This is a genomic window from Pseudomonas sp. PS02288, assembly GCF_029959715.1.
Lineage (GTDB): Bacteria > Pseudomonadota > Gammaproteobacteria > Pseudomonadales > Pseudomonadaceae > Pseudomonas_O > Pseudomonas_O kuykendallii.
Map to the genome: position 1 here is coordinate 1 of NZ_JASCPA010000002.1, position 26286 is coordinate 26286.

A 26286-nucleotide genomic window follows, 5' to 3' on the forward strand; every position below is an offset into this window, starting at 1 on the left:
GGCCAGCGCCAGGCGGTGCGGGTGAAGGTCAACGCGCAGGCGCTGGCCGCCGCCGGGCTGAACCTGTCCGACGTGCGCACGCTGATCACCTCGTCCAACGTCAACCAGCCGAAGGGCAACTTCGACGGCCCCACGCGCACCTCGATGCTCGATGCCAACGACCAGCTGCGCTCGCCCGAGGAATACGCCAACCTGATTCTCGGCTACAACGCCGGCGCCGCGTTGCGCCTGCGCGACGTGGCGGAGGTCGTCAGTGGCGCGGAGAACGAGCGCCTCGCCGCCTGGGCCAACCAGAACCAGGCCGTGCTGATCAACATCCAGCGCCAGCCTGGCGCCAACGTCATCCAGGTGGTCGACCGGATCAAGGCGCTGCTGCCGGCGATCACCTCGACCCTGCCTTCAGGGCTCGACGTCGTCGTGCTCACCGACCGCACGCAGACCGTGCGCACGGCGGTCAGGGACGTGCAGCACGAGATGCTGCTGTCCATCGCGCTGGTAGTGATGGTCACCTTCCTTTTCCTGCGGCGCTTCTCGGCGACCATCATCCCGTCGATCGCCGTGCCGCTGTCGCTGGTCGGCACCTTCGGCGTGATGTACCTCGCCGGCTTCTCGGTAAACAACCTGACGCTGATGGCGCTGACCATCGCCACCGGTTTCGTGGTGGACGACGCCATCGTCATGCTGGAGAACATCGCGCGATTCGTGGAGGAGGGCGACTCGCCCCTGCAAGCGGCGCTGAAGGGCGCGCGGCAGATCGGCTTCACCCTGATCTCGCTGACCTTCTCGCTGATCGCCGTGCTGATTCCGCTGCTGTTCATGGCCGACGTGGTCGGCCGGCTGTTCCGCGAGTTCGCCATCACGCTGGCGGTGGCGATCCTGATCTCCCTGGTGGTCTCGCTGACGCTGACGCCGATGATGTGCGCACGCCTGCTCAGGCGCGAACCGCCGGAAGCCGAGCAGGGCCGCTTCTACCGCGCCAGCGGTGCCTGGATCGAGTGGCTGATCGAGCGCTATTCCGGCGGCCTGCGCTGGGTGCTCAGGCATCAGCCGCTGACCCTGCTGGTGGCCGTGGGCACCCTCGGGCTGACCGTGGTGCTCTACCTGGCGGTGCCCAAGGGCTTCTTCCCGGTGCAGGACACCGGGGTCATCCAGGGCATTTCCGAGGCGCCGCAGTCGGTGTCGTTCCGCGCCATGAGCGAGCGCCAGCAGGAGCTGTCGCGGCTGATCCTCGAGGACCCGGCGGTGGCCAGCCTGTCGTCCTACATCGGCGTCGACGGCGACAATGTCACGCTGAACAGCGGTCGCCTGCTGATCAACCTGAAACCGCACGCCGAGCGCGACGTCAGCGCCACCCAGGTGATCGAGCGCCTGCAACCGAAGCTGGCGCGGCTCAGCGACATCCGCCTGTACCTGCAACCGGTCCAGGACCTGACCATCGAGGACCGGGTCAGCCGCACCCAGTTCCAGTTCAGCCTGGAGTCACCGGACACCGAGCTGCTCAGCGAATGGAACGGCAAGCTGGTGGACGCGTTGCGCCGCCAGCCCGAACTCACCGATGTCGCCAGCGACCTGCAGGGCAAAGGGCTGCAGGTCTACCTGAACGTCGATCGCGACCTCGCCAGCCGGCTCGGGGTGAGCATGAGCGCGATCACCGATGCGCTTTACGACGCCTTCGGCCAGCGGCAGATCTCCACCATCTTCACCCAGTCCAGCCAGTACCGCGTGGTGCTGCAGGCGGCCGCCGGCGAGCAGATCGGCCCGCAGGCACTGGGGCAGATCCACGTCGCCACCCGCGAGGGCACCCAGGTGCCGCTGTCGAGCCTGGCGCGGATCGAGGAGCGGCAGGCGCCACTGGTGATCAACCACATCGGCCAGTTCCCCTCCAGCACGCTGTCGTTCAACCTCGCCGACGGCGTATCGCTGGGCAAGGCGGTGGAAGTGATCGAGCGCACCCAGCAGGAAATCGGCATGCCGGCCGGCGTGCAGAGCCGCTTTCAGGGAGCCGCCGAAGCGTTCCGCGCCTCGCTGTCGTCGACCCTGCTGCTGATCCTGGCGGCGGTGGTGACCATGTACATCGTGCTCGGCGTGCTCTACGAGAGCTACGTGCATCCGATCACCATCCTCTCGACACTGCCGTCGGCCGGTGTCGGCGCGTTGCTCGCGCTGCTGCTGACCGGCAACGACCTCGGACTGATCGCGATCATCGGCATCATCCTGCTGATCGGCATCGTCAAGAAGAACGCGATCATGATGATCGACTTCGCCCTCGACGCCGAACGCCACCAGGGCATGGCACCGGAGGCGGCGATCTACCAGGCCGCGCTTCTGCGCTTCCGACCGATCCTCATGACTACCCTGGCAGCGCTGTTCGGCGCGGTGCCGCTGATGCTCGCCAGCGGTTCGGGCGCGGAGCTGCGCCAGCCGCTGGGGCTGGTGATGGTCGGCGGGCTGCTGGTCAGTCAGGTGCTGACGCTGTTCACCACGCCGGTGATCTACCTGTACTTCGACCGCCTGGCCACGCGTTTCCGCCGGCCACGAGGCGAAGAGGGCGAGGTGCTGGTATGACGGCGCGGGACGCGTTGCGCGCAGGGCAGGCGCCGCGATGAATCTCTCCGCGCCCTTCATCCGCCGGCCGGTCGCGACCATGTTGCTGAGCCTGGCGATCCTCCTGCTCGGCAGCCTCAGCTTCGGCCTGCTGCCGGTCGCGCCGCTGCCGCAGATCGACTTCCCGGTGATCACCGTGCAGGCCAACCTGGCGGGGGCGAGCCCGGAGATCATGGCGTCCAGCGTCACCACGCCGCTGGAGCGCTCGTTCGGCAGCATTGCCGGCATCACCCAGATGACCAGCCGCACCAGCCAGGGCTCGACGCGGATCATCCTGCAGTTCGAGGCGGACCGGGACATCAACGGCGCGGCGCGCGACGTGCAAGCGGCCATCAACGCCTCGCGCAACCTGTTGCCCAGCGGCATGCGCAGCATGCCCACCTACCGCAAGGTGAACCCTTCGCAGGCGCCGATCATGGTGCTCTCGCTGACCTCCGACGTGCTGCAGAAGGGCCAGCTGTACGACCTGGCCTCGACCATCCTGGCGCAGAGCCTGTCGCAGGTGACCGGCGTCGGCGAAGTGCAGATCGGCGGCAGCTCGCTGCCGGCGGTGCGCATCGAACTGGAGCCGCAGCTGCTCTATCAGTACGGGGTTTCCCTCGATGAGGTGCGCAGCGCAATCACCGCCGCCAACGTGCGGCGGCCGGTCGGCGCGGTGGAGAACGACCAGCACAACTGGCAGATCCAGGCCAACGACCAGCTCGAGCGCGCCGCCGACTACGAGCCGGTGATCATCCATTACCAGGACGGCGCGGCGCTGCGCCTGCGCGATGTGGCGAAGGTCAGCGACGGCGTCGAGGACCGCTACAACAGTGGCTTCTACAACGACGAATCGGCTGTGCTGCTGGTGGTCAACCGGCAGGCCGGGGCGAACATCATCGAGACCATCCGGTCGATCAAGGACCAGCTCCCGGCGTTGCAGGCCGTGCTCCCGGCGAGTGTAAAGCTGAACCTGGCGATGGACCGCTCGGCGACCATTCGCGCGACCCTGCACGAAGCCGAGCGCACCCTGCTGATCGCCGTGGCGCTGGTGATCCTGGTGGTCTTCCTGTCGTTGGGCAACCTGCGCGCCTCGCTGATTCCGGCGCTGGCCGTGCCGGTGTCGCTGATCGGCACCTTCGCCGTGATGCACCTGGCCGGCTTCTCGCTGAACACCCTATCGCTGATGGCGCTGATCCTCGCCGCCGGGCTGGTGGTGGATGACGCCATCGTGGTGCTGGAGAACATCGCCCGGCACATCGACAACGGCGAGCCGCCGTTTCGCGCGGCGCTGCTGGGCACCAAGGAAGTCGGTTTCACCCTGTTGTCGATGAACCTGTCGCTGGTCGCGGTGTTCGTCTCGATTCTGTTCATGGGCGGCATCGTCGGCCAGTTGTTCAAGGAGTTCTCGATCACCCTTGCGGCGGCGATCATCGTCTCGTTGGTGGTTTCGCTGACGCTCACGCCGATGCTCTGCGCGCGCTGGCTGAAACCCCACGACCCGGCGCGGCAAAGCCGCCTGCAACGCTGGAGCGAGGCGCAGCACCAGCGCCTGGTGCGCTTCTACGACCGCACGCTGGGCTGGGTACTGCGCCATCCGAAGCTGACGCTGTTGAGCCTGCTGGCCACGGTGGTGCTCAACGTCTACCTGTACGTCGCGGTGCCGAAGACCTTCATGCCGCAGCAGGACACCGGCCAGCTGACCGGTTTCATCCGAGGCGACGACGGCCTCTCGTTCAGCGTCATGCAGCCGAAGATGGAAACCTTCCGCCGCTCACTGCTCAACGACCCCGCGGTGGAAAGCGTCGCCGGCTTCATCGGCGGCAACGGCGGGACCAACAACGCCTTCATGATCGTCCGGCTGAAACCGATGAAGGAACGTTCGCTGTCCGCGCAGCAGGTCATCGAGCGGCTGCGCAAGAACATGCCCAAGGTGCCGGGCGGCCGGCTGATGCTGATGGCGGACCAGGACCTGATGTTCGGCGGCTCGCGCGAGCAGGACAGTTCGCAGTACCAGTACCTGCTGCAGACCGACGAGCTGAGCCTGCTGCGCAAATGGCTGCCGCAGGTCGCCGCGGCGCTCAAGGCGCTGCCCGAACTCACCGCGATCGACGCCAACGACGGCGGCGGCACCCAGCAGGTGACCCTGCAGGTCAATCGCGACGAAGCCCGGCGCCTGGGCGTGGACATGGCGATGGTCAGCGCCGCGCTGAACAACGCCTACAGCCAGCGGCAGATTTCCACCATCTACGACAGCCTCAACCAATACCAGGTGGTGATGGAGGTCAACCCGAAATACGCCCAGGACCCGAAGACACTGGAACAGGTCTATCTGGTTACCGCGGAGGGTGGGCGCGTGCCGCTGTCGGCGGTGGCCAGCTACTCCAACAGCCTGGCGGACGACCGGGTCAACCACGAGGGCCAGTTCGCCTCGGAAGCGATTTCCTTCGACCTGGCACCCGGCGTCAGCCTGGATGCGGCCACCGTCGCCATCGACAAGGCGGTGGCGGCGATCGGCATGCCCACCGAAGTGATCGGCCGCCTCGGCGGCGCCGGCGACGCCTTCAAGAGCACCCAGCAGAACCAGCCGTGGATGATCCTGGCCTCGCTGGTACTGGTCTACCTGGTGCTCGGCATCCTCTATGAAAGCTACATCCACCCGCTGACCATCCTCTCGACGCTGCCGTCGGCCGGGGTCGGCGCGCTGCTGACGATCATCCTGATCCGCGGCCAGTTCAGCCTGATCTCGCTGCTGGGGCTGTTTCTGCTGATCGGCATCGTCAAGAAGAACGCGATCATGATGATCGACCTCGCGCTGCAACTGGAACGCGAGGGGCAGTCGCCGGCGGAGTCGATCCGCCAGGCCTGCCTACTGCGCCTGCGGCCGATCCTGATGACCACGCTGGCGGCGATCCTCGGCGCCTTGCCGCTGCTGATCGGCGGCACCGAGGGCGCGGAAATGCGCCAGCCTCTGGGTGTCACCATCGTCGGCGGTCTGGTGCTGAGCCAGATCCTCACCCTCTACACCACCCCGGTGGTCTACCTGTCCCTCGACCGCCTGCGCCACCGTTTCAACCGCTGGCGCGGCGTGCGTACCGATGCCGCCCTGGATACTCCGCTATGAGCCATTCGCACCCGCCGCTTCGTCCCGTCGCGCTCGCCCTGTTCGTACTGCTGTCCGGCTGCGCCCTGGGACCGGATTACCAGCGGCCGTCCGTGGACACCCCGGTACAGTTCAAGCAGGCACAGGGCTGGAAAGCCGCCGTGCCGGCCGATGCGCTGGAGCGAGGCGCCTGGTGGGAGCTGTATGGCGATGCCGAGCTGAACGCGCTGGTGGAGAAGCTCAACGTCTCCAACCAGAACGTCGCCGCCTCCGAAGCGGCCTATCGCCAGGCGCGCGCCCTGGTGCGCAGCGCCCGCGCGGCGTTCTACCCGACGGTTTCGGCCAATACCGACGTGACGCGCTCGGGGCAGGGCGGCGGCAGCAGCACCGTGCGCACCTCCGACGGTTCGGTCATTACCAGCTCGGGCGGCGGTGGCATCTCCAAGAGCTACAACGCCAACCTCGGCGTGAGCTGGGAACTGGACGTCTGGGGCCGCCTGCGCCGTGGCCTGGAGGCCGACCGTGCGAGCGCCGAGGCGAGCCTCGCCGACCTCGCGGCGGCGCGCCTGAGCCTGCAATCGGAACTCGTGCAGAACTACCTGCAACTGCGCGTGATGGATGAACAGAAGCGCCTGCTGAACGCCACCGTGGCGGCCTATCAACGCTCGCTGCGGCTGACCCAGAACCAGTACAACGCCGGTATCGTGCCGAAGTCCGACGTCAGCCAGGCGCTGACCCAGCTGAAAAGTACCCAGGCGCAGTCCATCGACCTCGACTGGCAACGCGCGCAGCTGGAACACGCCATCGCCGTGCTGACCGGCGCGCCGCCGGCGGAGTTTTCCATCGCCGTGCACGAGTCGATTCCCGAACTGCCGGCGGTTCCCCTGGAGTTGCCCTCGGAGCTGCTCGAGCGACGCCCGGACATCGCCTCCGCCGAACGCAGCGTGATCGCCGCCAACGCGCAGATCGGCGTGGCCAAGGCCGCCTACTTCCCCGACCTGAGCCTGTCCGCCAACGGCGGCTACCGCAACGACAGTTTCGCCGACTGGATCAACGTGCCGAACCGCTTCTGGTCGCTCGGCCCGTCCCTGGCGCTGACCCTGTTCGACGGCGGCGCCCGCGCCGCCGAGCTGGAACGCAGCCGCGCCGGCTATGACCAGACCGTCGCCGAGTACCGCCAGGCCGTGCTCGACGGCTTCCGCGAGGTGGAGGACTACCTGGTGCAGCTGCAGGTGCTCGAGCGCGAATCCGGCTACCAGCGCGAGGCCCTCGACGCCGCCCGCGAATCCCTCCGCCTGATCGAAAACCAGTACAAGGCCGGCACCGTGGATTACAACGATGTCGTCAGCGTGCAGGCGACCAAGCTTTCCAACGAGCGCAGCAACCTGACCCTGTTGGGCAGCCGGCTCACCGCCAGCGTGCAACTGATCGCCGCGCTGGGTGGCGGCTGGAGTTCGGACCAATTGAACGAACAGCCGGCGGCGAAGTAACGGGAAACCTCTGCAGGGGCAGCGGTGGGCTGAAGCCCACCACCCGCACTTCAGCCCTCCGCCGCTTCCTTCTCGATCCAGCGCAGGAACGCCTGCACTGCCGGTTGCCGCTCCCGTCCGGGTACGCACACCGCCCGGTACTGCGGGCCGGGCAGGGTGACGTCGCTGCGATAGGGCTTCAGCAAGCCGGTGGCGACGCTGTCCGAGGCCAGCACCGAGCTGGCCAGCACCAGGCCCTGACCAGAGATCGCCGCCTGCAGCGCATAGTGCTCATCCGGGTAATCGCGCCGCGCGGCCTGTGCCACCCAGTCCTCGCCGATGGCCGCGTTCCAGTCTTCCCAGCTCGGCAGCTCGCCGACCTGCGGCGTGGTCCATGCCACATTGATCAGCTCCACCCCGGCTTCCGGCAGGCTCGCCAGCAACTGCGGGGTACCGTAGGCGCAGAAGTGTTCGCTCATCAGCGGGAAGCGCAGCAACTGCGGGACCTCCTCGAAACCGCAGCGGATCGCCAGGTCGATGCTGGCATCGCGCTGCAGGTCGGCGAGGCCGTTGCTGGTCTCGATGCGCACACGGATCTGCGGGTACTGGCGGTAGAAGCGTCCGAGGCGGGGAATCAGCCAGAGCGCGGCGAACGCCGGGGTGGTGGTCAGGCTCAGACTGTCGTCGCGGCCCACCCGCTGGAAGCTTTCCAGGCTGCGACTGATCTCCAGAAAGGCGCCGTGCAGGCTGCGCTGCAGGCGCTCGCCGTCGGCGCTGAGGTTGACGCGCCGACCAAGACGCTCGAACAGGGAAACCCCGAGCAGTTCCTCCAGCGCACGAATCTGGTGGGAGACCGCGGTGGGCGTGACGCAGAGCTCTTCGGCGGCGCCCTTGAAGCTGGCAAGGCGCGCGGCGGACTCGAAGGTGCGCAGGGCGGTGAGCGGCAAGCGGGCGAACACGGCAATCCCTCGGATGATTTTAATTCATCTGAAGAGACTACAGCTCATTTGTCCCTCGCGCACCGACTGCATAGAGTCTCGTACATGTGCGCAGCCGATTCGCCGCGCCGCACCTAACGTGGAGATGAAATCATGCAAGGCACCAAACGAAAGGTCGTCCAGGCGATGCTTTACGAGCTTTGCGCGATGGGTTTCGTGTCGCCCGCCATCGCGCTCGCCTTCGACTGCAGCATGAGTTATTCGGGGATTCTGGCGGTGATGCTGTCGTCCATCGCGATGTCCTGGAACATGCTGTTCAACGCCCTGTTCGAGCGCTGGGAAGCGCGCCAGCCGAGTCGCGAACGCACCCTGCGCCGGCGCCTGCTGCATTCGCTGGGTTTCGAGGGCGGCCTGACCCTGCTGCTGGTCCCGGTGATGGCCTGGTGGCTGGAGATCAGCCTGGTCGCCGCGCTGTTCACCGATATTGGTCTGCTGGCGTTCTTCTTCGTCTACGCGTTCGTCTTCCAGTGGTGTTTCGACCGCCTGTTCGGCGTGCCGGATTCGGCGCGCGCCGTGCCGGGGTGTGCCTGAGCGTCCGCCATGCGCACCGAATCATGCGAAGTGGTCCCCTGGTGCGCATGGCGCACCCTACGTCCGGTTCTCCGCTGCCCGTAGGGTGCGCCGTGCGCACCGAATCATGCGAAGTGGTCCCTGGTGCGCATGGCGCACCCTACGTCTGGCTCTCCGCTGCCCGTAGGGTTCGCCGTGCGCACCGATTCATGCGAAGTGGTCGCTGGTGCGCATGGCGCACCCTACGTCTGGTTCTCCGCTGCCCGTAGGGTGCGCCGTGCGCACCGAATCACGCCCAGCAGGCATCACCTTTCCCAAGCCCAAAAAAAACCCCACGGCCAGGAGCGGTATCCGTGAGGTTGGAAAAAGCCGGCCAGGGGCAGCCGGCTCGGAGGAGCTCGATCAGCCCTGCAATTGCCACCCGCCGCCGAGGGCCTTGTAGATGGAAACGATGCCGCGATAGAGGTCGATCTCGGCCTGCGCCTGCGCGTCTTCGGCGGCCAGGCGCTCGCGTTCGGCATCCAGCAGCACGAGAAAGTCGACGGTCCCTTCGCGGTAGCGAATGCCGGCCTGCTCGGCCGCCGCGCGGCTGGCTTCGGACTGGCGGATCAGCGCGAGCAGGCGTTGCTGGGTCTTGCCGTAGTCGCTGAAGGCGTTTTCCGACTCTTCCAGCGCCAGCAGTACCTGCTGCTCGTAGTTGGCCAGCGCGCCTTCGCTGTCGGCCTTGGCGCCGCGCAGACGTGCACGCACGCTGCCGAGGTCGAAGGCCGCCCAGGTGATCGTCGGGCCGAGGCCCCAGGCCTGCGCCGCGCTGGAGCCGATCTGCGAGCCACGCCCGGCGGTGAAGCCGAGGAACCCGGACAGGCTGACCCGCGGGAACAGGTCCGCGGTGGCCACGCCGATGTTGGCGGTGGAGGCCGCCAACTGGCGCTCGGCGGCACGCACGTCCGGACGACGGCGCAGCAGCTCGGCCGGATCGCCTACCGGCAGCGCCTTGGAAATGCTCGGCAGGTTCTTCGGCGAGAGGTCCACGGTCAGCTCGGCAGGACGCTGGCCGAGCAGGGTGGCGATGCGGTTGCGCGCGCGGACCTGTTCGGCCTGCAGCACCGGCAGGCTGGCCTCGACGGCGGCGACCCGCGCATCGGAACGCAACACGTCCAGCTCGTTGCCGACGCCGGCGTCGCGTAAATCGACGGTGACGCCGCGCGAGGCGCGCTGGTTCTTCAGGTTGTCGCTGGCGATCTGTTCGCGCAGCTGGGCACCGCGCAGGTCGCCGTAGGCATCCACCAGTTCGGCGATCAGGCTGACCTGCAACTGGTACAGCTCCGCCTCGGAGACCTCGATCTGCGCTTCGCTGGCTTCCAGCTGGCGCTGGATACGGCCGAACAGGTCGACCTCCCAGGCCATGTCCAGCCCCAGGTCGTAGCGCTCGAGGTTGGCCCGGTCGGAGGTCTGCCCGGGCTGCTGGCCCTTGCCGATTTCCGAGCTGGCGCGGCTGGTGACTGTGGGCAGGTTGTCGTTGGCGACGTCGTCGCGGATCGCCCGGGCCGCCTTGAGGCGGGCGAAGGCGACGCGCAGCTCGCGGTTCTGGTCGAGCGCCGCGGTGACCAGCGAATCGAGGATCGGGTCCTCGAACTGCTGCCACCAGGCGGCCTCGAAACGGCTGTGGTCATAGTCCGTGCTCTGCGCGGCGGTGACCAGCGCCGCCTCGGTCTGCGGCGCCTGGTAGTCCGGGCCCACCGCACAGGCGCTCAGCGCGAGGACGAGCAGGGTAGGGACGAAGATCGCTTTCATGCGTGCAGCTCCTGCGAACGGGCCTTGCGGGCCTCGCGCTTCTCGACGAAGGCGCGGATCAGTACATAGAACACCGGGGTCAGCAGCAGGCCGAAGAAGGTCACGCCGAGCATCCCGGAGAACACCGCGACACCCATGGCATGGCGCATCTCGGCGCCGGCGCCGGAGGAAAGCACTAACGGCACCACACCCATGATGAAGGCGATGGAGGTCATCAGGATCGGCCGCAGACGCAGGCGGCAGGCTTCCAGGATCGCCGCCATGCAGTCCATGCCTTCTTCCTGCTTGTCCTTGGCGAACTCGACGATGAGGATCGCGTTCTTGCACGCCAGGCCCACCAGTACGATCAATCCGATCTGGGTGAAGATGTTGTTGTCGCCACCGGAAAGGATCACCCCGCTGATCGCCGAGACCAGCGTCATCGGCACGATCAGGATCACCGCCAGCGGCAGGCTCCAGCTTTCGTACTGCGCGGCGAGCACCAGGAACGCCAGCAGCACGCAGAGCGGGAAGACGAACAGCGCGGTATTGCCGGCGAGGATCTGCTGGTAGGTCAGGTCGGTCCACTCGTAGGTGATGCCGATCGGCAGTTCTTCCTTGAGCAGGCGACTGATCGCCGCTTCCGCCTGGCCGGAGCTGTAGCCCGGCGCAGGTGCACCGTTGATCTCGGCGGTGACGAAACCGTTGTAGTGCATGACCCGGTCGGGACCGGAGGTACCGTCGACCTTGACGAAGCTGGACAGCGGGATCATCTCGCCACGGTCGTTGCGCACCTTCAGTTGGCCGATCTGCTCAGGCTCGAGGCGGAACTGCTGCTCGGCCTGCACGTTGACCTGGTAGGTCCGGCCAAAACGGTTGAAGTCGTTGGCGTACAGCGAACCGAGGTAGACCTGCAGGGTGTCGAAGATGTCGCTGATCGCCACGCCGTGGGTCTTGGCCTTGTCGCGGTCGATCGCGGCCTCGACCTGCGGCACGTTCACCTGATAGCTGGAGAACACCGACATGGGCGCCAGTTCAGGCAGCTGACGGGCCTTGTTGATGACGTTCTGGGTCTGCTTGTACAGCTCGTCGTAGCCGAGGTTGCCGCGGTCCTGCACCTGCAGGCGGAAGCCCCCGATGGTGCCCAGGCCCATGACCGGCGGCGGCGGGAAGATCGCGATGTAGGCGTCCTGAATCCCGCCGTACTGCGCGTTCATGTCGGCGACGATCGAGGCGGCGGACAGCGAAGGGTCCTTGCGCTGGTCGAAATCCTTGAGCGCGAAGAACACCACGCCGCTGTTCGGGCTGTTGGTGAAGCCGTTGATGTTCAGGCCGGGGAAGGCAACGCTGTGGTCGATGCCGGGGTTCTTCAGCGCCAGCTCGGACATCTTGCGGATCACCGACTCGGTGCGGTCGAGGCTCGCCGCATCGGGCAACTGGGCGAAGGCCACCAGGTACTGCTTGTCCTGCTGCGGCACGAAACCGGTCGGCGTGCTGGCGAAACCCGCCCAGCCGAGGCCGAGCAGCCCGAGGTAGACCACCAGGGCGATGCCGCTGCCGCGCAATACGCGCTTCACGGTGCCGACGTAGCCGTTGCTGGCGCGGTCGAAGAAGCGGTTGAAAGGACGGAACAGCCAGCCACCGAAGATCGTGTCCAGCACACGCGAAAAGCGGTCCTTCGGCGCGTCGTGGTCACGCAGCAGCACCGCGGCCAGGGCCGGCGAGAGCGTCAGCGAGTTGAACGCCGAGATAATCGTCGAGATGGCGATGGTCAGCGCGAACTGCTTGTAGAACTGCCCGGTGAGGCCGGAAATGAACGCGGTCGGCACGAACACGGCACAGAGCACCAGCGCGGTGGCGATGATCGGCCCGGTGACTTCCCCCATGGCTTTCTTGGTCGCTTCGACCGGTTTCAGCCCGAGGCCGATATTCCGCTCGACGTTTTCCACCACCACGATGGCGTCGTCCACCACGATGCCGATCGCCAGCACCAGGCCGAACAGCGACAGCGCGTTGAGCGAGAAGCCGAACATGTGCATGACCGCGAAGGTGCCGATCAGGGAAACCGGCACGGCGGCCAGCGGGATGATCGAGGCACGCCAGGTCTGCAGGAACAGGATCACCACCAGCACCACCAGCAGCAGCGCTTCGAACAGCGTGTGCACCACCGCCTCGATGGAACCACGAACGAAGATGGTCGGGTCGTAGACGATCGAATAGTCCATGCCCTGCGGGAAGGATTTCTTCAGTTCGGCCATTTTCGCGCGAACCTGATTGGACACCTCGATGGCGTTCGAGCCCGGACGCTGGAAGATCGGGATGGCGACCGCCGGCTGGTTGTCCAGCAGCGAGCGCAGGGCGTACTGGGCGGAACCCAGCTCGACCCGTGCGATGTCGCGCAGGCGGGTGATCTCGCCGTTCGGGCCGCTGCGGATGATGATGTTCTCGAACTCTTCCTCGCTGACCAAGCGACCCTGGGTGTTCACCGACAGCTGGAAGCTGGTGTCGCTGGGCGACGGCGGCGCGCCGAGCTGGCCGGCGGCGACCTGACGGTTCTGCTCGCGAATCGCGGTGACCACATCGGTGGCCGTGAGGTTGCGCTGGGCGACCTTGGCCGGATCGAGCCACACGCGCAGGGAGTACTCGCCAAGGCCGAACAGCTGCACGTCACCGACGCCGCCGAGGCGGGCCAGTTCGTCCTTCACGTTGAGCACCGCGTAGTTCGACAGGTAGAGCATGTCGTAGCGGTCATCCGGCGAGGTCAGGTGGACCACCATGGTCAGCTCGGGCGAGCTCTTGTCCACGGTGATACCGATCCGGGTGACTTCCTCGGGCAGCTTGGGCTGGGTCCGCGTCACGCGGTTCTGCACCTGCACCTGGGCGTTGTCCAGGTCGGTGCCGAGGGCGAAGGTCACGGTCAGCGTCATCTTGCCGTCGGCGGTGGCCTGGGACGACATGTAGAGCATGCCTTCGACGCCGGTGATCGCCTGTTCCAGCGGCGCGGCGACGGTTTCGCCGATCACCTTGGGGTTGGCGCCCGGGAAGTTGGCGCGCACCACGACAGTGGGCGGCACGACTTCCGGGTACTCGCTGATCGGCAGCTGGAACAGCGAGATGGCGCCGCCGATCAGGATGATCAGCGACAGCACCGCGGCGAAGATCGGCCGCTGGATGAAGAACTGGGAGAAGTTCATCGGGGTATTCCTTTGTGAAACGAACAGGCACAGCCGTTCCCCGCCCCCTCGGATAGAGAGAACGGGTGGAGGCATTCCAGGTGGTTAACGGACGGGCGACCCGTCCGGACCTCTCCGAAGAGAGGCAGAACGGCTTACTTCAGGCTGACCTTTATTGCTTCCGGCTTGCCTGGCCGCTGGGCCAGAGCTTCGCGTTGCTCTTTCAGCGCGGAGAGTGTCTGCTCGCTGGCCATCGGCACGGTTTCCGGGTCCACCGGTGCACCGGGGAATGCCCGCTGCAGGCCGTTGACGACGATCCGCTCACCCTTTTCCAGGCCCTTGCGGACGATCCGCAGACCTTCCAGCTTGGGGCCCAGCTCGACCGGCCGGTAGGCGACCTTGCTGTCGGCATCGAGCACCAGGACGAATTTCTTGCCAAGGTCGGTGCCCACGGCGACATCCTGGATCAGCATGGCGTCGTAGGTGTTGCTACCCACCAGCTTGAGCCGCGCATAGAGGCCCGGAGTGAACTGGCCGTCCTTGTTGTCGAACACGGCGCGACCGCGGATGGTGCCCGTGCGCGGGTTGACCTGGTTGTCGAGGAAGTCCAGCTGGCCCAGATGCGGGGTGCCGTCTTCGCTGGTCAGTCCCAGGTAGACCGGGCTGGCATCGCGGGTTTCGGCACCACGGCTGCGGGCGAGGGCGGAATACTTGAGGAAGGCGCGTTCGTCGGCGTCGAAGTAGGCATACACCTTGTCGGTCGAGACCAGCGAGGTGAGCAGTGACTGACCGGCATTGACCAGGTTGCCCGCGGTGATCTCGGCGCGACCGACGCGACCGTCGATGGGCGCGGTGACACGGGTGAAACCGAGATCAAGGCGGGCGTTTTCCAGTTGCGCCTGTATGGCCGCGACCGCGGCCTTGGCCTCGGCAGCGGTGCTGGTGCGGGCGTCGGCGAGCTCGGCGGAAATCGCGTTGCTCTGGCGCAGACGGTCGCCGCGACGGGCTTCGTTATCGGCGCGGCTCAGCGCGGCGCGGGCTTGTTGCAGTTGCGCCTGCAGGCGTTCGACCTCGGCCTGGAAGGGGCGCGGATCGATCTGGAACAGCAGGTCGCCTTTCTTCACCAGCGAGCCTTCCTCGAAGGCCACCTTGTCGACGTAACCGGAAACGCGCGGGCGGATTTCCACCGACTCGGGGGCTTCCAGGCGACCGGTGAATTCGTCCCACTCGTTGACCGGTTGTTCGATCACCTCGGCGACGCTGACTTTCGGCACCGGCATCTGCTGGGCGGTTTCCGTGTTCTTGCCACAGGCAGTCAATACCAGCAGAGCCGCGAGGCTCAACGGCAGACGCCAGAGTGAATTGATTGACTGTTCCATAGGGTTGCTCCGCCAGACGATTGCTGAATGGAGCGGAGTCTGCTTCGGAGGCCACGGCTAGGCGAATCGAACGAGCCGAATGTGATTATCGATATGGCTGATGGATACATCTCGCAATATCGATAGTTCCATCACAGGTGTTCCCGCGCGCGTCGAATCGCCGCGGTTGCCGGTCAGAGGCTGTCCGGATCGCCGATGAACATCTGGATGCGCGAACGCAGCCAGCGTTCGGCCGGGTCGTTGTCCTGGGCGCCACGCCAGGCCATCGACAGCTCGAAGGAGCGGGTGCTGTCGAACGGCAGCGGCTCGACGCGCAGCCCGCCACCGGCGGCCATCACGTCCGCGGCGTAGTCCGGCACGGTGGCGATGATGTCGGTGCCGGCGATCAGCGTACTCAGGCCGTTGAACTGAGGCACGGCGAGCACCACGCGGCGCTTGCAGTCGACCAGTTCGAGTTCCTCGTCGATGAAGCCGTTGAGGTCGCCGGCAAACGAGACCATCGCGTGCGGCCGCGAGCAGAAATCCTCCAGCGTCAGCGGGCCGGGAATCGAGTCGGCGCGCAGTACCTTGGGCTTGCTACGGCGCAGGACCTTGCGCTTGGCATTGGCCGGCAGCTCGTCGGTGTAGCTGACGCCGACGGAAATCTCGCCGGAGGCCAGCAGATTCGGCATCAACAGGTAGTTGGCGCGACGCACCACCAGCACCACGCCTGGCGCCTCGGTTCGGATGCGCCGCAGCAGCGGCGGCAGCAGGGCGAACTCGACTTCATCGGAGAGGCCGATGCGGAACACCAGGTTGCTGGTGGACGGCTCGAACTCGCTGGCGCGGCTGACCGCAGTGGAAATCGAATCCAGCGCCGGCGAGAGCAGGGCGAAGATTTCCTGCGCCCGCGCGGTCGGTTCCATGCTGCGTCCGGTGCGCACGAACAAGGCGTCGTCGAACAGGCTGCGCAGGCGCGAAAGCGCCGCGCTGATCGCCGGCTGACCGAGAAACAGCTTCTCCGCGGCGCGGGTCACACTGCGCTCGTGCATCAGCGTCTCGAAGACGATCAGCAGGTTGAGGTCGAGGCGACGCAAGTCGTTGCGGTTCATTCCCTTCACTCGCGGCACGGGGTCTAGGCGGGGCTCCCGGACGTACGCCGGGAGTTTTTTTCGTTCCGGCATCTTACTCAGCCGGGTCTGGATTTGAAGGCTTTTTTGCAGCGTGTCTGCACACCGAATCACTGCCAGGCATGACCACTATCGATGCCGACAGGTAGAGTTGCCGCCCTTCAACGGATAAAGTCCGTAGGCATTGAGAGTGAATTCGAGGTATGCGATGAACCGCGTGATCCGTTTCCACCAGTTCGGTCCGGCCGATGTGCTGAGGATCGAAGAACAGTCTGTTCGCCAGCCGAATGCCGGTGAAGTGATGGTGCGTGTCGAGGCGATCGGCGTCAATTGGGGCGATGTGCTCTGGCGCCAGGACCTGGCACCGCAGCATGCGCAACTCCCCGCGGGGCTCGGCAGCGAGCTGGCCGGCGAGGTCATCGCAATCGGTAGTGAAGTCACTCGTTTCAAGGTCGGCGACCGTGTCGCGAGCTTCCTGGGCCACAGCGTCAACGAGTATCCGGCGTATGGCGAATGCATGCTGATGCCGAGCACTTCGCTGACCCATTATCCGGACGTGCTCAGCGCCGAGCAGGCCGCAGTGCATTACATGCCGCTGCTGATCGCCTACCTGGGCTTCACCGAGCTGGCGCGAATGAAGGCCGGCCAGCGGGTACTGATCACCGATGCCAGCCACTGTTCAGGGCCATCCTCGCTCCAGATGGCCAAGGCGCTGGGTGCCCAGGTGTTCGCCACCAGCGACACCTCGGACGATCGCGACTACCTGATCGGCCTCGGCGCCGACAAGGTCATCGCCACCGAGGAGGAAGATCTGGTCGGACGCCTCAAGAAACTCACCGACGGGCACGGTGTGGATGTGGTGCTGGATGCCTGCGGCGGCCCGCAGATGGGACTGCTCGGCGACATCATGGCGCCGCGCGGCAAGCTGATCCTCTATGGACTGAACGGCGGCAACCAGACACCGTTTCCGGCCTGTGCGGCGTTCGAGAAGAACTTCAAGTTCTTCGTGCACTGCCTGGTGGACTTCACCGGCAGCCCGGAGCTGGGCATCCAGCCGGACCACGAGGTGGTCGAGCGGGCGCTGGCGCAGATCAACCAGCTGACCCGCGACGGGCTGCTGCGGGCGAACATCGACAAGGTCTTCGCGTTCGAGGATGTGGTCGCGGCGCACCAGTACCTGGAAAGCGGCGACTGCCGTGGCCGGGTCGTGCTGAAGGTCTGATACGCGTTTCCTGACGCAGAATGCCGCCTTCGGGCGGCATTTTTTTTGCGCGCCGGAAGCCGCGGTGGCCCGGACGGCGGCGCCTGACGGCTGGTCGTCCGGGGGAAACTTTTTTTCGCCCGGCCCACTCCTCATAGGACGTGAGAGACGAGGAGAGCGACATGCCGAGGGTAATCTGGAAGGGCGCGGTGAGTTTCGGCCTGGTGCATATTCCCGTGGCGCTGGTGCCGGCGACCACGCGCCAGGGCGTCGACTTCGACTGGCTGGACAAGCGCAGCATGGACCCGGTGGGCTACAAACGAATCAACAAGGTCACCGGCAAGGACATCGAGAAGGAAAACATCGTCAAGGGCGTCGAGTTGGAGAAGGGCCACTACGTGGTGATCAGCGAGGAGGAAATCCGCGCCGCGCACCCGAAAGCCACCCAGACGGTAGATATCGTCGCCTTCGTCGATGCCGAGAAAATCCCCTTCCTGTTCATCGATACGCCGTACTACCTGACACCCGACCGCCGCGGCGAGAAGGTTTACGCGCTGCTGCGCGAGGCGCTGGTAGCCACCGGCAAGGTCGGGCTGGCGAATGTCGTGCTGCACACCAAGCAGCACCTGGCCGTGGTCATGCCACTGGGCGAGGCGCTGGTGCTCAACACCCTGCGCTGGGCCGACGAGGTCCGCGGGATCGAGGCACTCGAACTGAAGGACGAGGCGATCAAGCCCGACCTGGCCAAGCGTGAACTGGACATGGCGACCCGGCTCATCGAGGAAATGAGCGAGGACTGGCAGCCAGAACAGTACAAGGACACCTTCCAGGAACAGATCATGGCGCTGGTGGAGCAGAAGGCGAAGGAGGGCAAGGTGGAAGCCGTCAGTGAGCCCGACGACGACGGTGGCGAGCGTCGCAGTGCGGACGTGATCGATCTGACCGAACTGCTCAAGCGCAGCCTCGGCGCCAAGCCCGCCGCGAGCAAGCAGGCGGCGAAGGCTGCGCCAAAGAAAACCGAGAAGACCGAGAAGGCCGAAAAACCGGCGCGCAAACCGGCTGCCAAGACGGCGACGAAACCGGCCGCCAGCCGTACAACGAAGAAAAAGGCCAGTTGAGCGGGCGGCTGTCGGAGAATGGCCGAACGCCCGCGTCGCAGAGGCCTCGCCGATTCATCGGTGGCGGCGACGGGCGTCGCGCGGGAGGAACTTTTGGGATGCCTCCCGTTCGGAATTAACAGGGTCGCAGCGCACCGCGGCCGTCTCTTTTCAGCCTCTCCTACCGCCTTCAACGATCAGCTTCTTGCCAGGGCAGCAGGGGAAGCAGTCACCCGATGCGCCATTCAGGAGTCGCCCGATGCCAGATGCTCCCATCCACGATCCACGCGAACAGGGCACGCTGCTGACGCTGGATCGCGCCCTGCAACTGCCACGAATCGCCATCGAAGCGTGTCAGCCCACCCTCGATGAGGGCCGCTTCGCCGCTAAGACCATCGCCGGACAACCGGTGATCGTCGACGCGAAGATTTTCGCCGATGGCCACGACAAGCTCGGCGCCTGCATCGCCTGGCGCGCCGAGGACGAAGCCGAGTGGCACCGGGTGCCGCTGGCCGAGCTGGGCAACGACGCCTGGCAAGGGCGCTTCACGCCGATCCGCGTCTGTCGCCACCATTTCGTCGTCGAAGCCTGGTGGGATCTGTTCGAGTCCTATCGCTACGAGTTGAGCAAGAAGCACGCGGCCGGCGTGTCCATCGACCTGGAGATCGAGGAAGGTCGCACGCACTTGATGCGCGTGTTCGGCTTGGCCCAGGGCCAGGCCCGCGACGTGATCAGCGGGCTGCTGGACAAATTTGGCACGGCGCCGGACCAGACCGCCAAGGTCGCGGTGCTGCTCTCCGACGAGGCGGCGCAGGCGATGGCCGAGGCGGACGAGAAAAAGCACCTGGTTCGCAGCAACATGTTCCCGCTCGAGGTGGAGCGCACACAGAGCCAGTTCGCCAGCTGGTACGAGCTGTTCCCCCGCTCGCAGACCGACGACCCCGCGCGCCACGGCACCTTCAACGATGTCATCGGCCAGTTGCCGCGCATCCGCGACATGGGCTTCGACGTGCTGTATTTCCCGCCGATCCATCCGATTGGCCGGGCGCATCGCAAGGGCCCGAACAACTCCCTGTTCGCCGGGCCGGACGATCCCGGCAGCCCGTATGCCATCGGTAGCGCCGACGGTGGCCACGAGGCGATCCATCCGCAACTCGGCACCCGCGAGGATTTCCGCGAGCTGGTGGCCGCGGCGGCCGAGCACGGCCTGGAGATCGCTCTGGATTTCGCCATCCAATGTTCCCAGGACCATCCCTGGCTCAAGGAGCATCCGGGCTGGTTCGCCTGGCGTCCGGACGGGACCATCCGCTATGCGGAGAACCCGCCGAAGAAGTACCAGGACATCGTCAACGTCGACTTCTATGCCGATGACGCCATGCCCGACCTGTGGATAGCCCTACGCGACGTGGTGGCCGGCTGGGTGGAAGAGGGCGTCAAGATTTTCCGCGTCGACAACCCGCACACCAAGCCGCTGCCCTTCTGGGAATGGCTGATCGCCGACATCCGCCACAAGCATCCCGAGGTGCTGTTCCTCGCCGAGGCCTTCACCAAGCCGGCGATGATGGCGCGCCTGGGCAAGGCCGGCTTCAACCAGAGCTACACCTACTTCACCTGGCGCACCACCAAGGACGAGCTGACCAGCTACTACACCGAGCTGAACCAGCCGCCGTTGCGCGACTGCTACCGACCGAATTTCTTCGTCAACACACCGGACATCAACCCGGTGTTCCTGCATGAAAGCGGGCGCGCCGGATTTCTCATCCGCGCCGCCCTGGCGACCATGGGCTCCGGCCTGTGGGGCATGTATTCCGGCTTCGAGCTGTGCGAGGCCGCGCCGATACCGGGTAAGGAAGAGTACCTGGACTCCGAGAAGTACCAGCTGCGCCCGCGCGACTACACCGCGCCCGGCAACATCAGCGCCGAGATCGCCCAGCTCAACCGCATTCGCCGGCAGAACCCCGCGCTGCAGACGCACCTGGGCTTCCAGGCCTACACCGCCTGGAACGACAACATCTTCTACTTCGGCAAGCGCACGGCGGATCGCTCCAATTTCATCTTGGTCGCCGTCTGCCTCGATCCGTTCAACGCCCAGGAAGCGCACTTCGAATTGCCGCTCTGGGAGCTGGGCCTGCCCGACCATGCCGACACCCATGGCGAAGACCTGATGACCGGCCACCGCTGGACCTGGCACGGCAAGAACCAGTGGATGCGCATCGAGCCGTGGCACCAGCCGTTCGGAATCTGGCGCATCAGCGCGAACTGAACCCAACCGCCTCACAGCGATATTTCGGGCGCCGCGCGCCCGGCCAAGAAGGAAAGCCACGATGGCGAAGCCCAAGAAAAGCCCACGTTCCCGCAAGCCTGCCGCGTTCATCGACGATCCGCTCTGGTACAAGGACGCGGTCATCTACCAGGTCCATGTGAAATCCTTCTACGACTCCAACAACGATGGGATCGGCGATTTCCCCGGCCTGATCGAGAAGCTCGACTACATCGCCGAACTCGGCGTGAACACCATCTGGCTGCTGCCGTTCTACCCATCGCCGCGCCGCGACGATGGCTACGACATCGCTGAATACCGCGGCATCCATCCCGACTACGGGACCATGGCCGACGCCCGCCGCTTCATCGCCGAGGCGCATGCCCGCGGGCTGCGGGTGATCACCGAACTGGTCATCAACCACACCTCGGACCAGCACCCGTGGTTCCAGCGCGCGCGCAAGGCGAAGAAGGGCTCCAAGGCCCGCGACTTCTACGTTTGGTCCGATACCGACCAGAAGTACGACGGCACGCGGATCATCTTCCTCGATACCGAGAAGTCAAACTGGACCTGGGACCCGGTCGCCCAGCAGTACTTCTGGCACCGTTTCTATTCGCACCAGCCGGATCTGAACTTCGACAACCCGCAGGTGATGAAGGCGGTGATCTCGATCATGCGCTACTGGCTGGACATGGGTATCGACGGCCTGCGCCTGGACGCGATTCCCTACCTGATCGAGCGCGACGGCACCAACAACGAGAACCTGCCGGAGACCCACGCGGTGCTCAAGCAGATCCGCGCCGAGATCGACGCCAACTATCCGGACCGCATGCTGCTGGCCGAAGCCAACCAGTGGCCGGAAGACACCCAGCTGTACTTCGGCGACGGCGACGAGTGCCACATGGCGTTCCACTTCCCGCTGATGCCGCGCATGTACATGGCGATCGCCCAGGAAGACCGTTTCCCGATCACCGACATCCTTCGCCAGACCCCGGAAATCCCGGCCAACTGCCAATGGTCAATCTTCCTGCGCAACCACGATGAGCTGACCCTGGAGATGGTCACCGACCGGGAGCGCGACTACCTCTGGAACTACTACGCTGCCGACCGCCGCGCACGCATCAACCTGGGCATCCGCCGCCGCCTGGCGCCGCTGCTGGAGCGCGACCGCCGGCGCATCGAACTGCTCAACAGCCTGCTGCTGTCGATGCCGGGCACACCGACGCTGTACTACGGCGACGAGATCGGAATGGGCGACAACATCCACCTGGGTGACCGTGACGGCGTGCGCACGCCGATGCAGTGGTCGGTGGACCGCAACGGAGGCTTCTCGCGCGCCGACCCGGCCAGCCTGGTGCTGCCCGCGATCATGGATTCGCTGTACGGCTACCAGTCGATCAACGTCGAGGCGCAGTCGCGCGATCCGCATTCGCTGCTCAACTGGACGCGGCGCATGCTCGCCGTGCGCAAGCAGCAGAAGGCCTTCGGCCGCGGCACGCTGAAAATGCTCGCGCCGAGCAACCGGCGCATCCTCGCCTACCTGCGCGAGTTCGACGGCCCCAACGGCGAACACGAAACCATCCTCTGCGTGGCCAACGTATCCCGCGCCGCCCAGGCCGTGGAGCTGGACCTTTCTGCGCTGGAAGGCCGGGTGCCGGTGGAAATGCTCGGCGGCAGCGCCTTCCCGCCCATCGGTCAGCTGCCGTACCTGCTGACGCTGCCGCCCTACGGCTTCTACTGGTTCCTGTTGGCCTCCGAGGCGACCATGCCGAGCTGGCACCAGGTTCCGGTCGAAACCATGCCGGACTTTCCGACGCTGGTGCTCAAGCGCCGCGTCGAGGAACTGCTCGAAGAACCGTCGCGTGGCGTGCTGGAAGGCACGTCGCTGCCGGCGTATCTGCCCAAGCGGCGCTGGTTCCCGGGCAAGGACTCGGTGATCAGGAACGTCAGGATCGCCTATGCGACGCGCCTGAACGACGGCCCGCGGCCGATGCTGCTCAGCGAGATCGAGGTGGAAACCGATACCGCCACCAGCCGCTTCCAGCTGCCGCTGGGCTTCCTCCCGGAAGAGGAATTCGGCGCCGCGCTGCCGCAGCAACTCGCGTTGGCGCGAGTACGCCGCGGTCGCCAGGTGGGTCTGCTGACCGACGCCTTCACGCTGGAGAGTTTCGTCCGCTCGGTGCTCCAGGCCTTGCGCAGCGAGCAGACGGTGAGCAGCGACGCCGGTGAGATTTGCTTCGTGCCCACGGCGCAACTGGCGGCCATCGAGGAGCCCGCCGAGTCCGGCGTGCGCTACCTGTCCGCCGAGCAATCCAACAGCTCGGTGGTGATCGGCGACTCGATGGTGCTCAAGCTGTTGCGCCGCGTGTCCGCCGGTGTGCACCCGGAACTGGAGATGGGCCTGTATCTCACCGCCGGTGAGTTCCCCAACATCGCCGCCGTGCTGGGCGAAGTGCAGCGCATCGACGCCAACGGCGAAGGCCACGTGCTGATGATCCTGCAGCGCTACATGGCCAACCAGGGCGATGCCTGGGAATGGACGCAGAACAGCCTGGAACGGGCGATCCGCGACGAGATCGCCGGCGGGGTCTCGGGCCACGAGAACCAGTACAGCACCCTCGCGGAGCTGCAGGACTTCTCGCGCCTGCTCGGGCAGCGGCTGGGCGAGATGCACAAGGTACTCGCCAAGCCGACCGACAACGCCGACTTCAAGGCGGAGCCGACCAGCAAGAAGGATGGCGTGGCGCTGGCGAAAAGCATCCGCCAGCAGCTCGAACATGCGTTTTCGCTGCTCGAAGGCCGCAGCGCTGTCGATGCCGCGACCGGCGAGGCCATCGCCGCGCTGCTCGCGCGGCGCAAGGAGCTGCTCGGCGCCGTCGATACGCTGGCCAAGCGGGCGGTTGGCGGCCTGCGTATCCGGGTGCACGGCGACCTGCACCTCGGCCAGGTGCTGGTGGTGAAGGGCGATGCCTACTTCATCGACTTCGAGGGCGAGCCGGCCCGTTCGCTGGCGGAGCGTCGCGCCAAGCACAGCCCGTATAAGGACGTCAGCGGCATCCTGCGCTCGTTCGACTACGCCGCCGCGATGGCGATTCGCAACACCCATACGGCGGACGTCTCCGCCGAGGCGGATGCCGCCCGGCGCAAGATCGCCAAGACCTATCGGCAGACGGCTGGGCTGGTTTTCCTCGAAGCCTATCGAGCCGCCGCTGCCGATTTGCCGCACAAGTGGTCAGAGGAGGGTGGAGACGAGGCTGCACTGGTATTGTTCAGCCTCGAGAAGGCCGCTTACGAGATCGCCTACGAAGCCGAAAACCGCCCGGCCTGGTTGAGCGTGCCGGTGCAGGGCCTGCTCGACCTGGCGCAACAGCTATCCGATGGAGACACCAACTCATGAGTGACCGCCCGGCCATTTCCCTTCCAGGGGTCGGCCTGCTGCCCGACGATTCCGCTGTCGAAGCGCTGATTCGCGCCGAGCATGGCGACCCGTTCTCGATTCTCGGCCCCCACCCGGACCGCGACGGGCTGATCATCCGCGCCTACCTGCCCAACGCGCTGGGGGTGGATGTTCTCGAGCGCGACACCGGCAACCGCATCTGCGCGATGGACCAGGCGCAGGCGCCCGGCCTGTATTTCTGTCGCCTCGACATCGCCCAGCCGTACCTGCTGCACATCCGCTGGGCGACCGGCGAGCAGATCACCGAAGACCCCTACAGCTACGGCGAGCTGCTGGGTGAGATGGACCTCTACCTGTTCGCCGAAGGCAATCACCGCGATCTGGGGCGCTGCCTCGGCGCGCAGGTGGTCACGCTGGGCGATGTCGAGGGCGTGCGCTTCGCTGTATGGGCTCCGAATGCCCGGCGGGTCTCGGTGGTCGGCGCCTTCAACGGCTGGGACGGTCGCCGCCACCCGATGCGCCTGCGCCACCCGAGCGGGGTGTGGGAGATCTTCATCCCGCGGCTGCAGCCCGGTGAACCGTACAAGTTCGAGCTGCTCGGCCAGGACGGCGTGCTGCCGCTGAAGGCGGACCCGATGGCGCTGTCCACCGAAACGCCGCCCAGCACTGCGTCCATCGTGGCCGCGCCGCTGCGCCACGACTGGCAGGACCGCGCGTGGATGGAACAGCGCGGGCAGCGCCAGGCGCTGAGCGCGCCGTTGTCGATCTACGAGCTGCACGCCGCCTCCTGGCGCCGCGAGGGCGGTGACGAAGGGCGCCTCTACAACTGGCGGGAACTGGCCGAGCGGCTGATTCCCTACGTCCAGGAAATGGGCTTCACCCACATCGAATTGCTGCCGATCATGGAGCACCCGTTCGGCGGTTCCTGGGGTTACCAGCCGCTGTCGCAGTTCGCCCCGAGCGGACGCTTCGGCACGCCGCAGGATTTCGCCGCCTTCGTCGACGCCTGTCACGGTGCCGGCATCGGGGTGATTCTCGACTGGGTGCCCGCGCATTTCCCCACCGACCCGCACGGCCTGGCGCGCTTCGACGGCACCGCGCTGTACGAGTACGAAAACCCGCTCGAAGGCTTCCATCAGGATTGGGAAACCTACATCTACAACCTCGGCCGCACCGAAGTGCACGGTTTCATGATCGCTTCGGCGCTGCACTGGCTGAAGGATTTCCACATCGACGCGTTGCGCGTGGATGCGGTGGCCTCGATGCTCTACCGCGACTATTCGCGCAAGCAGGGCGAATGGGTTCCGAACCGCTTCGGCGGGCGCGAGAACCTCGAAGCCATCGACTTCCTCCGTCACCTGAACGATGTGGTCAACGTCGAGGCGCCCGGCGCCCTGGTGATCGCCGAGGAATCCACCGCCTGGCCGGGCGTAAGCAAGCCGACCTCGGAAGGCGGACTGGGCTTCGATTACAAATGGAACATGGGCTGGATGCATGACAGCCTCAAGTACATCGAAGAAGACTCCATCAACCGCCGCTATCACCACGACAAGCTGACGTTCGGCCTGCTGTACGCCTTCTCCGAGCGCTTCGTGCTGCCGATTTCCCACGATGAAGTGGTGCACGGCAAGCACTCGCTGATCGACAAGATGCCCGGCGATCGCTGGCAAAAATTCGCCAACCTGCGTGCCTACCTGTCGTTCATGTGGACGCATCCGGGCAAGAAGCTGCTGTTCATGGGCTGCGAGTTCGGCCAGTGGCGCGAATGGAGCCATGACCGCGAACTGGACTGGTACCTGACGAAGTACGCCGATCACCAGGGCGTGCAGCGCTTGGTCAGCGACCTCAACCGGCTGTATCGCGAGCAGCCCGCGCTGCACGAGCGCGACTGCGATGCGGAAGGCTTCCAGTGGCTGATCGGCGACGACTCGGGGAATAGTGTCTACGCCTGGTTGCGCTGGAGCCTGGCGGGCGAGCCCTTGCTGGTGGTCGCCAACTTCACGCCGGTGCCTCGTCACGGTTATCGAATCGGCGTGCCGCGTGAGGGCAACTGGCAGGAGCTGTTCAACAGTGACGCCGAATGCTACGCCGGCTCAAACCTGGGCAATTCCGGCGCGATCCTTGCCGAGAGCATCGATAGCCACGGCGAGAAGCAGTCGCTGTCCCTCAACCTGCCACCGCTTGGCGTGCTGATCCTGCGCCCCGCCTGATCGGCCGCCTCGCGCGCCTTCCCT

General features: G+C 66.0%; 14 protein-coding genes. 9 read left to right on the top strand and 5 right to left on the bottom strand.

What is annotated here, in order from left to right; genetic code table 11:
- From QMX85_RS01545 to QMX85_RS01555, 3 genes are all read left to right on the top strand, one after another.
- On the top strand, positions 1-2565 hold a 2565-nt coding region (locus QMX85_RS01545; protein ID WP_282338418.1), incomplete at its 5' end, for an efflux RND transporter permease subunit.
- Between the two features lie 37 nt (positions 2566-2602).
- Positions 2603-5707: an efflux RND transporter permease subunit gene (locus QMX85_RS01550; protein ID WP_282338420.1), complete on the top strand. Its 3105-nt coding sequence runs from the start codon at positions 2603-2605 to the stop codon at positions 5705-5707.
- The gene (locus tag QMX85_RS01555; protein ID WP_282338421.1) at positions 5704-7176 is read left to right on the top strand and encodes an efflux transporter outer membrane subunit; all 1473 of its coding nucleotides are present in this window, start codon (positions 5704-5706) and stop codon (positions 7174-7176) included. The genes QMX85_RS01550 and QMX85_RS01555 overlap by 4 nt, the downstream gene beginning before the upstream one ends.
- Positions 7177-7226: 50 nt before the next feature.
- Here the strand turns inward: QMX85_RS01555 and QMX85_RS01560 are convergent, their stop codons facing one another.
- Complete coding sequence (locus QMX85_RS01560; RefSeq protein ID WP_282338422.1) at positions 7227-8114, bottom strand: LysR substrate-binding domain-containing protein; 888 nt, start codon at positions 8112-8114, stop codon at positions 7227-7229.
- A 132-nt stretch (positions 8115-8246) separates the two neighbouring features.
- Here QMX85_RS01560 and QMX85_RS01565 point away from each other — a divergent pair, with 132 nt between their 5' ends.
- A complete protein-coding gene (locus QMX85_RS01565) occupies positions 8247-8684 on the top strand; it encodes a PACE efflux transporter (RefSeq protein ID WP_282338423.1) in 438 nt (145 codons plus the stop codon).
- Between the two features lie 381 nt (positions 8685-9065).
- Here the strand turns inward: QMX85_RS01565 and QMX85_RS01570 are convergent, their stop codons facing one another.
- The 4 genes from QMX85_RS01570 to QMX85_RS01585 all read right to left on the bottom strand — a co-directional run bounded on the left by QMX85_RS01570 (position 9066) and on the right by QMX85_RS01585 (position 16079).
- The gene (locus QMX85_RS01570) at positions 9066-10457 is read right to left on the bottom strand and encodes a TolC family protein (RefSeq protein ID WP_282338424.1); all 1392 of its coding nucleotides are present in this window, start codon (positions 10455-10457) and stop codon (positions 9066-9068) included.
- The gene (locus tag QMX85_RS01575) at positions 10454-13630 is read right to left on the bottom strand and encodes an efflux RND transporter permease subunit (RefSeq protein WP_282338426.1); all 3177 of its coding nucleotides are present in this window, start codon (positions 13628-13630) and stop codon (positions 10454-10456) included. Before QMX85_RS01575 ends, QMX85_RS01570 begins: the two co-directional genes overlap by 4 nt.
- A 134-nt stretch (positions 13631-13764) precedes the next feature.
- Positions 13765-14988 (bottom strand): multidrug efflux RND transporter periplasmic adaptor subunit MexE, encoded by a 1224-nt coding sequence (mexE, locus tag QMX85_RS01580; RefSeq protein ID WP_282338428.1) that lies wholly within the window; start codon positions 14986-14988, stop codon positions 13765-13767.
- 173 nt (positions 14989-15161) lie between these two features.
- Positions 15162-16079: a LysR family transcriptional regulator gene (locus QMX85_RS01585; protein ID WP_090230784.1), complete on the bottom strand. Its 918-nt coding sequence runs from the start codon at positions 16077-16079 to the stop codon at positions 15162-15164.
- Positions 16080-16305: 226 nt separating this feature from the next.
- On the opposite strand from QMX85_RS01585, the gene QMX85_RS01590 reads away from it, so the two are divergent.
- The 5 genes from QMX85_RS01590 to glgB all read left to right on the top strand — a co-directional run bounded on the left by QMX85_RS01590 (position 16306) and on the right by glgB (position 26262).
- Positions 16306-17319, top strand: a complete 1014-nt coding sequence (locus QMX85_RS01590; protein ID WP_282338429.1) for a zinc-dependent alcohol dehydrogenase family protein — start codon at positions 16306-16308, stop codon at positions 17317-17319.
- 161 nt (positions 17320-17480) lie between these two features.
- Positions 17481-18416 (top strand): Ku protein, encoded by a 936-nt coding sequence (locus tag QMX85_RS01595; RefSeq protein WP_282338430.1) that lies wholly within the window; start codon positions 17481-17483, stop codon positions 18414-18416.
- Between the two features lie 238 nt (positions 18417-18654).
- Complete coding sequence (locus tag QMX85_RS01600; protein WP_282338431.1) at positions 18655-20658, top strand: alpha-1,4-glucan--maltose-1-phosphate maltosyltransferase; 2004 nt, start codon at positions 18655-18657, stop codon at positions 20656-20658.
- A 61-nt stretch (positions 20659-20719) separates the two neighbouring features.
- On the top strand, positions 20720-24052 hold the full coding sequence (treS, locus tag QMX85_RS01605; protein WP_282338432.1) for a maltose alpha-D-glucosyltransferase: 3333 nt from the start codon (positions 20720-20722) through the stop codon (positions 24050-24052).
- Positions 24049-26262 (top strand): 1,4-alpha-glucan branching protein GlgB, encoded by a 2214-nt coding sequence (glgB, locus tag QMX85_RS01610; protein ID WP_282338433.1) that lies wholly within the window; start codon positions 24049-24051, stop codon positions 26260-26262. The genes treS and glgB overlap by 4 nt, the downstream gene beginning before the upstream one ends.
- Positions 26263-26286 lie beyond the last annotated feature (24 nt).

Bases quoted from the DNA above. Each gene is read 5' to 3' on its own strand.
- treS (WP_282338432.1), top strand. From the start codon at position 20,720: ATGGCGAAGCCCAAGAAAAGCCCACGTTCCCGCAAGCCTGCCGCGTTC.
- QMX85_RS01575 (WP_282338426.1), bottom strand. From the start codon at position 13,630: ATGAACTTCTCCCAGTTCTTCATCCAGCGGCCGATCTTCGCCGCGGTG.
- QMX85_RS01555 (WP_282338421.1), top strand. From the start codon at position 5,704: ATGAGCCATTCGCACCCGCCGCTTCGTCCCGTCGCGCTCGCCCTGTTC.
- QMX85_RS01585 (WP_090230784.1), bottom strand. From the start codon at position 16,079: ATGAACCGCAACGACTTGCGTCGCCTCGACCTCAACCTGCTGATCGTC.
- QMX85_RS01590 (WP_282338429.1), top strand. From the start codon at position 16,306: ATGAACCGCGTGATCCGTTTCCACCAGTTCGGTCCGGCCGATGTGCTG.
- QMX85_RS01595 (WP_282338430.1), top strand. From the start codon at position 17,481: ATGCCGAGGGTAATCTGGAAGGGCGCGGTGAGTTTCGGCCTGGTGCAT.
- mexE (WP_282338428.1), bottom strand. From the start codon at position 14,988: ATGGAACAGTCAATCAATTCACTCTGGCGTCTGCCGTTGAGCCTCGCG.
- QMX85_RS01600 (WP_282338431.1), top strand. From the start codon at position 18,655: ATGCCAGATGCTCCCATCCACGATCCACGCGAACAGGGCACGCTGCTG.
- QMX85_RS01565 (WP_282338423.1), top strand. From the start codon at position 8,247: ATGCAAGGCACCAAACGAAAGGTCGTCCAGGCGATGCTTTACGAGCTT.
- QMX85_RS01570 (WP_282338424.1), bottom strand. From the start codon at position 10,457: ATGAAAGCGATCTTCGTCCCTACCCTGCTCGTCCTCGCGCTGAGCGCC.
- QMX85_RS01550 (WP_282338420.1), top strand. From the start codon at position 2,603: ATGAATCTCTCCGCGCCCTTCATCCGCCGGCCGGTCGCGACCATGTTG.
- glgB (WP_282338433.1), top strand. From the start codon at position 24,049: ATGAGTGACCGCCCGGCCATTTCCCTTCCAGGGGTCGGCCTGCTGCCC.